The organism is Campylobacter magnus, from assembly GCF_028649595.1.
Taxonomy (GTDB): domain Bacteria; phylum Campylobacterota; class Campylobacteria; order Campylobacterales; family Campylobacteraceae; genus Campylobacter; species Campylobacter magnus.
Genome location: NZ_JAQSLK010000001.1, coordinates 73,778 through 85,773, shown reverse-complemented (window position 1 = coordinate 85,773; position 11,996 = coordinate 73,778). Strand labels below are relative to the sequence as shown.

9 protein-coding genes are annotated in these 11,996 nt (G+C 39.8%); 7 read left to right on the top strand and 2 right to left on the bottom strand.

The features are described from left to right. Positions 1-6: 6 nt before the first annotated feature. From PTQ34_RS00380 to rarD, 7 genes are all read left to right on the top strand, one after another. Positions 7-1,056, top strand: coding sequence for a quinone-dependent dihydroorotate dehydrogenase (locus tag PTQ34_RS00380; RefSeq protein WP_273931493.1), 1,050 nt, complete (start codon positions 7-9; stop codon positions 1,054-1,056). A 144-nt stretch (positions 1,057-1,200) separates the two neighbouring features. Further along, positions 1,201-2,445 carry a M16 family metallopeptidase gene (locus tag PTQ34_RS00375; protein WP_404814882.1) on the top strand — a complete coding sequence of 415 codons (1,245 nt, stop codon included), beginning with the start codon at positions 1,201-1,203 and terminating at the stop codon, positions 2,443-2,445. Next, positions 2,445-3,338, top strand: a complete 894-nt coding sequence (gene dapA, locus PTQ34_RS00370) for a 4-hydroxy-tetrahydrodipicolinate synthase (protein WP_273931492.1) — start codon at positions 2,445-2,447, stop codon at positions 3,336-3,338. Before PTQ34_RS00375 ends, dapA begins: the two co-directional genes overlap by 1 nt. Further along, on the top strand, positions 3,339-4,124 hold the full coding sequence (locus PTQ34_RS00365; protein WP_273931491.1) for an enoyl-ACP reductase: 786 nt from the start codon (positions 3,339-3,341) through the stop codon (positions 4,122-4,124). Positions 4,125-4,439: 315 nt separating this feature from the next. Then, positions 4,440-6,389: a motility associated factor glycosyltransferase family protein gene (locus PTQ34_RS00360; RefSeq protein WP_273931490.1), complete on the top strand. Its 1,950-nt coding sequence runs from the start codon at positions 4,440-4,442 to the stop codon at positions 6,387-6,389. Between the two features lie 426 nt (positions 6,390-6,815). Beyond that, entirely contained in the window at positions 6,816-7,355 is a 540-nt protein-coding gene (pgsA, locus tag PTQ34_RS00355; protein ID WP_273931489.1) for a CDP-diacylglycerol--glycerol-3-phosphate 3-phosphatidyltransferase, read from the top strand. Between the two features lie 8 nt (positions 7,356-7,363). After that, complete coding sequence (gene rarD, locus PTQ34_RS00350) at positions 7,364-8,227, top strand: EamA family transporter RarD (protein ID WP_273931488.1); 864 nt, start codon at positions 7,364-7,366, stop codon at positions 8,225-8,227. Between the two features lie 216 nt (positions 8,228-8,443). Here rarD and PTQ34_RS00345 read toward each other — a convergent pair whose 3' ends face one another. Both PTQ34_RS00345 and PTQ34_RS00340 read right to left on the bottom strand, forming a co-directional pair. Then, positions 8,444-10,252, bottom strand: coding sequence for a peptidoglycan D,D-transpeptidase FtsI family protein (locus tag PTQ34_RS00345; protein WP_273931486.1), 1,809 nt, complete (start codon positions 10,250-10,252; stop codon positions 8,444-8,446). A 159-nt stretch (positions 10,253-10,411) separates the two neighbouring features. Then, positions 10,412-11,992 carry an inorganic phosphate transporter gene (locus PTQ34_RS00340; RefSeq protein WP_273930464.1) on the bottom strand — a complete coding sequence of 527 codons (1,581 nt, stop codon included), beginning with the start codon at positions 11,990-11,992 and terminating at the stop codon, positions 10,412-10,414. Between the last annotated feature and the right edge of the window lie 4 nt (positions 11,993-11,996).

Below are 11,996 nucleotides of genomic sequence, written 5' to 3'. Positions count from 1 at the left end.
AGAAAAATGTATGAAACGCTAAAACCACTGCTATTTACCCTGCCCCCTGAGTGCGCTCATCACCTAGCTGGCTTGGGGCTAAAACTAGGGATAAAAACGCCACTTATAAAAAATCTTATTAAAAAAGATTTTAAAGATGAAATTTTGAGCCAAAACTTACTAGGCCTAAATTTTGCTAATCCTATCGGCATAGGCGGTGGTTTTGATAAAAATGCTGATTTGGCTTACGGCCTCGGCTATCTTGGCTTTGGTTTTTTGGAGTATGGCACCTTTACTCCACGCCCCCAAAGTGGCAATCCTCGCCCAAGGCTTTGGCGCATAAAAGAACATAATAGCCTTCAAAACGCAATGGGCTTTAACAACGAAGGCTCAGCTGCGGTGGAGCAAAATATCGCCAAGTATTTTCCGCTTTCACTGCCTGTTTTTGCAAATATCGGCAAAAACAAAACTACTCCAAATGAAAATGCGATAAATGATTATATTTACCTTACAAAGCGTTTTGAAAAGCTTTGCGATGGCTTTGTGATAAATATCAGCTCGCCAAATACTCCAAATCTGCGTGAGCTTCAAAATGATGAGTTTTTAAGCACTCTTGGCAAAGAACTAAGAAAAATTACTAATAATCCACTTGTGCTAAAAATCGCCCCTGATATGCAGCCAAATGCTGCTGTGGCTCTGTGTCAGTGTGCCATAGAAAGTGGCTTTAATGCTATAATAATAAACAATACCAGCATAGACTACTCGCTCTACAGAGGAGCAAAAAGCATAGGTGGGCTAAGCGGCGAGCTAATTTGTGCTAAAAGTCGTGAGCTTTTTAGCGCGGTAGCAAGCGAGATTTTTGGCAAGGCTGTGCTAATAAGCTGCGGCGGCATAAGCGATGCAAGAGAGGCTTTATGGCGTATAAAGCATGGTGCTAGCCTAATAGAGATTTTCACAGCCCTTATCTACAAAGGCCCAGCAATGATAGAAAATCTAAACAAAGAACTAGCAAATCTGCTAAAAATCGAAGGCTTTGAAAACATAAATGAGGCCGTGGGCTCTGCGCTAAAAAAATAAGCAAAATCTAGAATTCCTAGTGGAATTTTCTTAAAATTTAACTAGGAATTCTAGATTTGCTTATAAAAAGTAAAATTTATCCTTTTTTTAGCTAAAATCTAGACAAAATGCGCTAAAATGCGCAGCTTAAAAAAAAGGAAAGCTTTGATACCAAAATACGAGAAAATCACACTAGAAAATGGCTTTGAGGTGTACTTTGCCCCTGTTAATGAAAAAAGTGGCGTAATAAGCGTAGATCTATACTACAAAGTAGGCTCGCGTGATGAAACACTTGGCAAAACAGGCATCGCACACATGCTAGAGCATATGAATTTTAAAAGCACCAAAAAGCATAAAGCTGGCGAGTTTGACCGCATTGTAAAGAGTTTTGGTGGCGTGGATAATGCTAGCACTGGCTTTGATTTTACGCATTATTATATAAAATGTGAAAAAAGCAATCTAGATAAAAGCTTAGAGCTTTTTAGCGATATGATGGAAAATCTTGCGCTTAAAAAAAGTGAGTTTGAACCAGAGCGAAATGTAGTAGCAGAAGAGCGCAGATGGCGCACTGATAATGATCCTATGGGCTTTTTGTATTTTAAGCTTTTTGAGAGTGCCTTTGGCTATCATCCATATCACTGGCTACCGATTGGCTTTTATGATGATATCATAAACTGGGATATAAATGATATAAAAGACTTTCACAAAAGATTTTATCAGCCGCAAAATGCTTTTTTGATGATAAGCGGCGCAAGTGATGCTAAAACAGCTTTTAGCGTGGCTAAAAAGCACTTTGGCAGTATCAAAAACAAAAGCGAACTGCCTAAACGCACTTTTAGCGAACCAGAACAAAAAGGCGCAAAAGAAATCACAATAATAAAACCAAATGATAGCCAGATTTGCGCCTTAGCCTTTAAAACGCCAAATTTTGCTCACGATGATGTGCCTGCGCTGGATGCTTTGGCTCAGTATCTAGGCGATGGTAAAAGCTCTTTATTACAAAAAGAGCTAGTTGATAGCGCAAAACTAGCCACTAGCATAAGCTGTTTTAATATGGCTTTAAAAGATGCTGGGCTTTTTATCATCATTGCTATTGCCAATCCAAAAGTGCGTGCTAGCAAGCTAAAAAGCGAAATTTTAAAGCTAATTAAAAGCGCAAAAAGCCAAAATATTGATGAAAGCTATATAGAAAAAATTAAAAATGCGCTAAAAATCGATCTAGAATTCCAGCTAAGCTCAGCCTCTAGCACAGCAAGGCTAGTAGGCGAGTATATCGCAAACGGCGACATTTCACCGCTTTATAGCCTAGAAGAGCGCACCGCAAAACTAGCAGGCGCCGATATAAACAAAATGGCAAAAAAATACCTAAATCAAAATCAAATGACCTCAGTCATACTGAAAGGCAGATAATGAAAAAAACAATAACCGGCGCAATGACTGCGCTAATTACTCCCTTTAAAAACGGCAAAGTAGATGTAGAAAGCTACGAGAAACTTATAAAACGCCAAATAAAGCTTGGCATAGATGCAATAGTGCCTGTTGGCACCACTGGCGAGAGTGCGACACTAACGCATGATGAGCATAGGCTGTGTATTGAAATAGCTGTAAATGAGTGTAAAAATACAGCTGTAAAGGTGCTAGCTGGTGCTGGCTCAAACGCTACGCACGAAGCAATTGAGCTTGCTAAGTTTGCTCAAAACTGCGGCGCAGACGGAATTCTCTCAGTCGCCCCCTACTATAATAAACCTACGCAGGAAGGCCTCTATCAGCACTATAAAGCAATAGCAAATAGCGTAAAAATCCCTGTTCTACTCTACAATGTCCCAGGTCGCACAGGCTGTGATATAGCAGCAAGCACTACTATTAGGCTATTTAACGAGTGCGAGAATATTTATGGAGTAAAAGAAGCTAGCGGAAATATGGAGCGTTGCGTAGATTTGCTAGCTCATAGCAGCGAAGTTTGCGTCATAAGTGGCGAAGATGCGATAAACTTCCCTATCCTAGCAAATGGCGGCAAGGGCGTGATTTCTGTAACTTCAAATCTTTTACCTGATTTAACTGCTAAGCTAACGCACCTTACCTTAAAAGGCGATTTTAACGCAGCTAGGCAGATAAATGAAAGACTTTTTGAGATAAATAAAATCATGTTTTGCGAGAGCAATCCAATACCGGTAAAAGCAGCGATGTATATAGCTGGTCTTATCCCTACGCTAGAATACCGCTTGCCACTTTGCGCTCCAAGCAATGAGAATATGAAAAAAATAGAACAAACACTTAAAAACTACGAAATAAAGGGATTTTAAATGGATTTTAGAGATGAGTTTAAAGGCAAAACCTTAGTTATTAGTGGTGGTACTCGTGGCATAGGCAGAGCTATCGTGCTTGACTTTGCTAAAAATGGCGTAAATATAGCATTTACTTATAACTCAAACGCCCAGTTAGCCGAGCAACAAGCAAAAGAGCTTGAAAAAGAGTATGGCATAAAAGCAAGAGCTTACGCTCTAAATATCTTAGAGCCTGAGAGCTATAAAGAAGTATTTGAAGAAATAGACAAAGACTTTGATAGAGTGGATTTTTTTATCTCAAATGCGATTATTTCAGGGCGAGCAGTAGCTGGGGGATATACTAAGTTTATGAAATTAAAGCCAAAAGGGCTAAACAATATCTTTACTGCTACCATTAACGCCTTTGTCTGTGGCAGCCAAGAAGCAGCTAAGCGCATGGAAAAAGTAGGCGGCGGCTCTATTATCACACTTTCAAGCACAGGGCATTTGGTATATATAGAGCATTACAGCGGTCATGGCACAGCAAAGGCTGCTGTGGAGGCTATGGCTCGCTACGCAGCTACTGAGCTTGGAGAGAAAAATATCCGTGTAAATACCGTGTGCGGAGGACCCATTGAAACAGACGCTCTAAGAGCCTTTACAAACTATGAAGAAGTGCGCGATGCCACAGCTAGCCTAAGCCCACTATCTCGCATGGGACAGCCGGCAGACATGAGTGGGGCTTGTTTATTTCTGTGCTCACAGGCAGCTAGCTGGATAACAGGACATTCGCTAGTAGTAGATGGTGGCACAACATTTAAATAATTTTAATTAAATCTTAGGGAATTCTAGAATTCCTAGCTTTTTTATTTATTTACCTTAGGAATTCTAGAATCCCCAAGCCTTGTGTCATTGTCCGGCTTGACCGGACAATCTCTATAAAAATCCCCCGCCTTGACCGCTCTGTGTCATCCCCCAACTTGATCGGAGGATCTCATCACAAATAAATTTAGAATTTCTATAGAGATCCTCAGCTCAAGCCCAAGGATGACATATACGCCTTGTCTAGCTATGGAATTCTAGAATTCCACGCTTTTGGCACAAAAATTGCTTATATCCCAAAAATCCAAAAGGATAAAAATGACAAACGAAGAATTCTCAAATCAAATAGAAGCAATAGCAAAGAAAAAAGGCACGATATCAAAGTTTGAAAAAAATCTAATAGCAACTGCTGTCTACTCAGCCCAGCTAGCCAAAAGACTATTAGAACTACAAGGCAACAAAAAAATCAATGTCTTTACTGGCAAAGACCCACTAGATATAAATCTAATCACAAAAGATGGCTCACGCTACATGTATGAGAATCCGCTAAAAGATATAGAAGAACAACTTGATAGCTTTGAAAAAGAGTATTCTCACTATGGTGCGCTTTTTTTATACGGACTTGGCAACGGCGTGCTTTTAAAAGGAATTTTACAAAACCAAACTCATAAAACTATTGTTGTATTTGAGCCAGAAATTGAGATTATTTATATAGTTTTTCACTTTTTTGATTTTAGCACGCAGATATTTAAAAATAGGCTAATTATATTTCAAAGCGACATTTTGGACATGCCACACTACTATATAATGGCAAAGATGAAAGATGTGCTACTAAGCGCAAGGCTTTTTAATCTATATATAACAAGCAATTTTTATGATATTTACAAAGACGATATGCAAAAAGTAACCGCTGGTATCTCAAAGGCTATAATGCAACTTCTAAGAGAAGCTGGCAACGACGGCGTAGACTCACTAATAGGAGTGAGGCAAACCACAGAACATATCCCAGATATGCTTAATAGCATTCCACTAAGCCATATCAAAAAACAAAGAGGCAAAAAAAATAAAACCGCTATCATAGTCTCAACAGGCCCTAGTCTAAACAAACAACTAAAACTGCTCAAAATTGCACAATCTCACGCTACTATAATCAGCGTAGATGCTAGCTATCCTATACTAAAAGCTCACGGAATAAAACCTGATTATGTAGCTTGTATAGAAAGAGAGCCACTCACAGCTGAGTTTTTTGCTAGCAAGCCAAGCGAGTTTGATGAAAATATCATCTTTGTAGTTGCTACGCTAGTTCATTCAAACACAGTAGAGTATCTAAAAGGCAGAAATACAGCTTATGTTTTTAGACCGCTTTCTTATGAAAAGGGCTTTGGCGACTCCACCTTTGGCTACATAGGCGGTGGGCAATCAGCTGCACACTTAGCCTTTGATTTAAGTGTGCAGCTAGGGCATGAAAAAATCGTGCTAATAGGACAAGACCTAGCTTATGGCAAAGGCAGAAGCACACACGCAAAAGGCCATGTAACCACCACAGAATTAGAAGAAGCCATGCCATCAGAATACGCCCCAGCTTATGGCGGGGATGGCGAGGTAGAGACCATGACTGTGTGGAATCAGTTTAGGCAGTTTTTTGAGGTGCTAATCACCCTAACCAAAAAAGACCATAAAGAAATAAGCGTTTACAACTGCACCGAAGGTGGCGCTAGAATAGAAGGTGCGATAGAACTGCCTTTTAAAAAACTGCTAGAAAAAGAGATTTTCAAAGAGACTAAAACGCATTTGCCGCTGCCAAAAAAGCTAAATGATAGACAAAAAGAAGCAAAATATAAAAAATTCTCAAAGCGCATAAAAGCCACTTTAAAATACGGCGAGAGCTTACAAAAAAAATGTGAAAAGCTGTTTTTAAAACTAGCCAAGCAAATAGAGCGTGGCAAAAAGCTAAAAGAGCAAGGCAAAGCTGAAAAAATCAACTATGACAAGCTACAAAAGCTCTCATTTGAAATCGGCGATTTTAAGGCTAGTTTGGATGATAAGAGATTTAAAAGCTCGTATTATGCTGTGCTAAACTCTTTTATCCAGCACCAAGAGTTAGAGTTTACTGCTATCATCGCAAAACCTAGTGAAACACTAGAAGAAAAGCACGAAAAGCTCTTTCTTTTGGTTAGCATCCATGGCACTTGGCTATTTAACATAGCAGGCGGCATCTCAGTAATGAGAGAAAATATAAAAAATTGCTCACAAAAGTGGCTAAGGTGATTTTTTTCTTAGTGTCATCCCTCAGCTTGACTAGGGGATCTCTATAGGAAATTCTAGAATTCCCTAAAAAATACCCTCGCACCCCCAAAAACACAGATAAAGCAAGAGAATTCTAGATTTTAGTGGGTTTTAAGGGCAACGCCCCTAAGGGTTTAGGGCGTAGCCCTTATAAAATTTGCGAGCAGTGGGGCTTGCCCAACTAAAGTGAGCAAAATCTAAAATTCCCTAGAATAAATTCTAAAATTCCTAAGCAAAAATCACTAGGAATTCTAAAATTCCTTAGCTTTTGGTACAAAAATGCAAAAATAGCTTTAAATAAACTAGGCGCTAATGCGTAAAATTTTTTATTTTTTCATATTTTTTTACTCAAAATTCTAAAATTTAAAGTAAAATTCGCTTTTTAATCTAAAAAATAAAAGCTAAACAATGAAAAACCTTAATCTACCAAACGCAATAGCAAGTGTTAGAATACTACTTGCGCCTTTGTTTTTGTTTTTACTGCTTCAAACAAAAAGCACAGATGATGCTGGGGCGATTTCGTGGCTAAATTATTTTGCTGCACTTGTTTTTAGCATCGCTAGTATAAGCGATTTTTTTGATGGCTATATCGCTAGGGCTTGGGATCAGCGAACTAAGCTTGGAGAGATTTTAGATCCGCTGGCTGATAAAATGCTGATTTTGGGCGCATTTTTGGGACTTGCGATGATTGATAGGGCAAATGTCTGGGCTGTTTATATCATACTTGTGCGTGAGTTTTTTATAACAGGTTTTCGTGTGGTCTTAGCAAGTGAGAATATCAGCATCAAAGCTAACTTTGCTGGCAAGCTAAAAACTACTTTTCAAATGATAGCTGTGGGTTTTTTGACCATGCAGTGGGTCTTTGGTGAGCTGCTGCTGTGGATAGCGGTGGCTCTTACTCTATACTCAGGCGCTACTTATATAATAAGCTACGCAAAGCACAAATAGGATAAAAAATGAATAAGGAGCAAAAAGGCATTGCCTTTGCGCTTAGCACATTTTTTATGTGGGGCGTTTTTCCTATCTATTTCAAGCTTTTAGCAGATGTGGGTGCGGTGCAGGTGCTGGCTCACCGTATCCTGTGGTCAGCGATTATTCTTTTTGGCTTGCTTTATTTTAGCAGCAAACTACGCCAAGTCTTTCGCCTGCTCTCTATAAAAAAAGTAGCTCTAAATCTACTAGCAAGCGGCGTGTTAATTAGCATTAACTGGGGCGTTTTCATCTGGGCGGTGGAGCGTGGGCAGATACTAGAAACCAGCCTAGGATATTTTATAAATCCGCTTTTTAGTATTTTGCTTGGTGCTATTTTTTTAAAAGAGCGACTTAGCAAGGCTAGCAAAATCTCGCTTTTTATCGTAGTTATCGCAATTTGCATTCAAATCTACGACCTTGGCAGCCTGCCTTTTATTTCGCTCATACTGCCAGCAAGCTTTGCTTTTTATGGGCTAATTCGCAAAAAAGTGCGAGTGCCTAGCACGCATGGGCTTTTTGTAGAGACTATGCTTACCTTGCCTTTTGCGCTTGGGTTTTTGCTGTATTTGTGGAGCGTGGGAGAAGCAAGGCTGGATTTTGATAGCACAGGATTTTTGCTAGCTTTTAGCGGGGTGGTGACCATACTGCCGCTGCTGACCTTTAATAGCGCGGCAAAATACTTGCGCCTTAGCACACTGGGATTTTTTCAGTATTTAAGCCCTAGCATTAGCTTTTTGGTGGCAATTTTTTTGTATAATGAGCCACTTGGCATGCTAAAACTTGCTAGCTTTATGCTTATTTGGGCAAGTTTAGCAATAAATATAATTTATAATCTTAAAAAGCATTAGGAATTCTAGAATTCCCTACTATGTCATCCTCGGGCTTGACCCGAGGATCTCCATATGGAATTCTAAATTTATTTGTGATGTCATCCCCCGATCAAGTCAGGGAATGACACAGCTTTAGGGAATTCTAGAATTCCTAAGTGATTTTGCTGGGAATTCTAGATTTTAGTCCTAGGAATTCTAGAATTCCTAAGTAATTTTGCTAGGAATTCTAGATTTTTAATCCAGTGCTGTAGCTGCGATGTCGTTTTTGTTTCTATTAAAGGCTTCGCTTGGACTTAGATAGTTGTTTTCTACTAGAATTTCAGCAGCTTGCTTAAACACTGGCAAAGCACTCCAGCTAGCAAAATAATAAGGATAAGGTCGCATCGGCTCTCGCACCAAAACGCCTATTGTGTAGTTGTGTCCCGCATCATCGCTAGCAAAGCCAAAAAAGCTTGCGTTATAACGCTTGTCACTATATCCGCCTGTGGTGGCGATGTGTGCGGTGCCTGTTTTACCACCTAGCACTAGCCCTGGAATTCTTGCCGCTCTACCTGTGCCGCGTGGGCTATCTACTACTTTTACTAATATAGCTCGCATTTTATCAGCAGCTTCTTTGCTAAGCACTTGTTTTGTCTCGCCGCTATGTAAAAAGTATTTTTTAGCATCACGCTCAAGGTGCGAAAACAGCCTTGGCTCCATCATCACGCCGCCATTATTTATAGCATTATACGCGCTTAGAAGTTGCATAAAAGTAGCTTGAATTCCATAGCCGTAGCTTAAAGTTGCCTTATAAGTGCGGTTTTTTAGGTCACTGATTTGCGGAATTTTGCCCGTTTGTTCGTAGCTTAGATCCACGCCTGTCTTTTGCGCAAAGCCGAAGTTGCGCAGACCATTGTAAATGCTAACATCATCAAGGCGCTCGATGACATTTATCATACCGATATTTGAGCTTTGAACGATGACTTCTTCGGCACTTAGGCTGTCTGCTTTGTGGCTATCTGTGATGGTGCGTGTGCCTAGCTTATATTTGCCGCCGTAGACATTTATATTCTCAAGCGGATTTATTTTGTTTTCTTGCAAGGCAAGTGAAAATATAATCGGCTTCATAACTGAGCCCATTTCATAAGCATACTCGCTAGCTGATGAGTTTAGGGCTTCGTAGTCTTTTTGCGTGATTGCGCCTGGATTGTAGCGTTTGGTTGATGCTAGGGCTAGAAGTTTGCCTGTTTTTGCCTCCATGACAGCCAAAACTATTTCTTTTGCGATTAGACTTTTGGCTCGTTCATCTATCATTTTTTCTAGCATTTGTTGGAGGCGAAGATTTATGTTTAGCACTACATTATAGCCGTCTTTGCGGCGTTTTAGTTTGCTCTCGCCTGAGAGGATTATGGTATTTGAGAGGTCTCTTGGACCTTTTAAACTCTCATTTGTGATATCATCAAGCTGGTCTTCGTAAAACTTTTCTATACCTTTTACGCCGCTTGCTTTGGTGATTTTGCCCTCTTGTTTTTTGCTTGTATAGCCTATCAGTGGCGTGAGTGTATCACCTGCTATGTAGCTGCGTTTTTCGCCACTTTCTGTTACATCTAGGCCTTGGGTGGTGACTATGCCAGTTTTTGGGTCTTGATAGGGGATAAAGACTTTTTTGCGATAAAGCTTGCGCGCTAGTTCTCTAAGGTGAGCTGCCTCTTTAGCATTTAGATCTTTTGAGAGCGTAACTGAGCCTTTAGTCTTTAGGATTTTTTCTACTTTTTTAGGATCAGCCCCACTATAAAGACTATATAAATTTATAAAAAGCTCTTTTTTGTTTGGGTCTATGTTGCGAGTGTTTACGACAGCTGAGTAGAGCTTTTGGCTTGTTGCTACGCTAAATCCATCACTTGTAATAATATCGCCTCTAAGAGCCGTGTCTTCATCTGAGGTGTTTAGCTTTGGTAGTGAGCGATCAAGCGTTACTCGGTAGAGCGTAAAGACGGCAAACACAGCTGCAAAAAACGCAATACAGATAAAAATAAGATAAACTCTACTTTGACTTGTATTCATGTCTAAATTATAATAAACTTTGGTTAATGGTGGTTAATTTATAAGGAATTCTAGATTGGGAATTCTAGATTATTTGTGATGAGATCCCCCGAAGGGGTCGGGGGATGACACAAGGCTTGGGAATTTTAGAATTCCTAATCGCTCTCTTAGTAAGCCTGGCTACGCAAGTCCCATCAAATAAGCAATAACAGCGTAGCAAAGCGCAGAGCCTAGCATAGCAGCTGGCACTGTGATAACCCACGCTAGGCCTATTGGTTTTAGCATAGCCCAGTTTGCACTTTTGTTATATAAGCCGATGCCTAAAACTGCACCGATTAGCACATGTGTTGAGCTGATTGGCAAACCCATTTTTGTAGCTACTAGGATAACAATAGAACTAGCTAGCTCTGCGCTAAATCCTGTTGAAGGCTCGATATTTGCAAGTTTATTACCCACTGTTGTGATAACTTCTTTACCTAAAAACCAAAGTCCCACTACAAGAGAGACACCAAAAGTAGCCATTGCGATAAATGGAATTGGTGATTCTGAGTTGATTGAGCTAGTTTTTAGCACATCCAAAATCGCTGCAAATGGACCTATAGCGTTTGCGATATCGTTTGCGCCGTGGCTAAAAGCAAAGCTTGAAGCCGTAAAGATCTGAAACCAGCCAAAAATGCGGTTAATGCTTTTTTTAGGATTATCTCTTTTTACCATATTTACAAGCGCAAAGATAATAAGATAAGCACAAAGCCCGATAACAAAGATTATCCAAAGCGTCTCAAAAAGGCTAAAGCCAAGGTTTAGGTGTTGAAGTCCTTTAAATAGCAAAGATGAAGCAATAACCATAGCACCACAAGCTGCTACAATCGGGATATTTAATCTCATGTGGCTGCCAACATCTATTTCTTTTTCAGCTTTTTTCATCTTGCGGATTTGATTTCTATACTCGCTTTTTGTAGATACTGACATTTCTGGGTCGTCCTCGTCATCATCATCTACTGAAGCTATTTTTCTAAGTGTTGCAAGCTGCTCGGCTTCGCTTTTAGAGCGAAGTTCTTTGAAGTATTGATTTTTGTATGTTTTGCGCTCTTTTTTTAGCTCACGGACTTGTTCGTATTTTTTCTCACTTGGAGTGATGATTTTAGTTTTTACAAAGCCAAAGATAAGAAAAGCTATAATAAGTCCAGCCGCAGGGCTAATAAACCAACTAGCAACGATGCTTAAAACCTTGCTCCAATTTATCATCCCAGATGTTTCCACCCAACCACCAAAGTGCATCATACCCATAGTAATTCCAGCACCACAAATACCACCAACGATAGAGTGAGTAGTACTTACTGGCATACCAAACTTCGTAGCGATAAACAGCCACGCACCAGCACTAAACAAAGCCCCCATCATAACAGCTGCAAAAGACATAGGCGGCACATTATCGCTAATGGTGATAATTCCACTTCTAATGGTATTTGTTACTTCTCCACCAGCAAAAATCGCACCACTTAGTTCAAAAACAGCAGCGATCACTAAAGCTTGCTTGATCGTAAGCGTCTTAGCGCCCACGCTTGTTCCAAAACTGTTTGCCACATCGTTTCCACCGATGTTAAAAGCCATAAAAATACCAAAAACACTAGCTAGCATGAAAAGCAATAAATGATTGCTAGGTATATAGTTATAGCCCCAAACAAAAAAAGCACAAACTGAAATAATAAAGAAAATTAAAGCAAAAACATTATCTTTTGCTTTTAAAAAGCCTGCACTCAAAATT

Excerpts from the sequence above, each read along its gene's own strand:
- PTQ34_RS00380 (WP_273931493.1), top strand. The coding sequence starts at position 7 with ATGTATGAAACGCTAAAACCACTGCTATTTACCCTGCCCCCTGAGTGC.
- dapA (WP_273931492.1), top strand. The coding sequence starts at position 2,445 with ATGAAAAAAACAATAACCGGCGCAATGACTGCGCTAATTACTCCCTTT.
- PTQ34_RS00365 (WP_273931491.1), top strand. The coding sequence starts at position 3,339 with ATGGATTTTAGAGATGAGTTTAAAGGCAAAACCTTAGTTATTAGTGGT.
- PTQ34_RS00360 (WP_273931490.1), top strand. The coding sequence starts at position 4,440 with ATGACAAACGAAGAATTCTCAAATCAAATAGAAGCAATAGCAAAGAAA.
- pgsA (WP_273931489.1), top strand. The coding sequence starts at position 6,816 with ATGAAAAACCTTAATCTACCAAACGCAATAGCAAGTGTTAGAATACTA.
- rarD (WP_273931488.1), top strand. The coding sequence starts at position 7,364 with ATGAATAAGGAGCAAAAAGGCATTGCCTTTGCGCTTAGCACATTTTTT.
- PTQ34_RS00345 (WP_273931486.1), bottom strand. The coding sequence starts at position 10,252 with ATGAATACAAGTCAAAGTAGAGTTTATCTTATTTTTATCTGTATTGCG.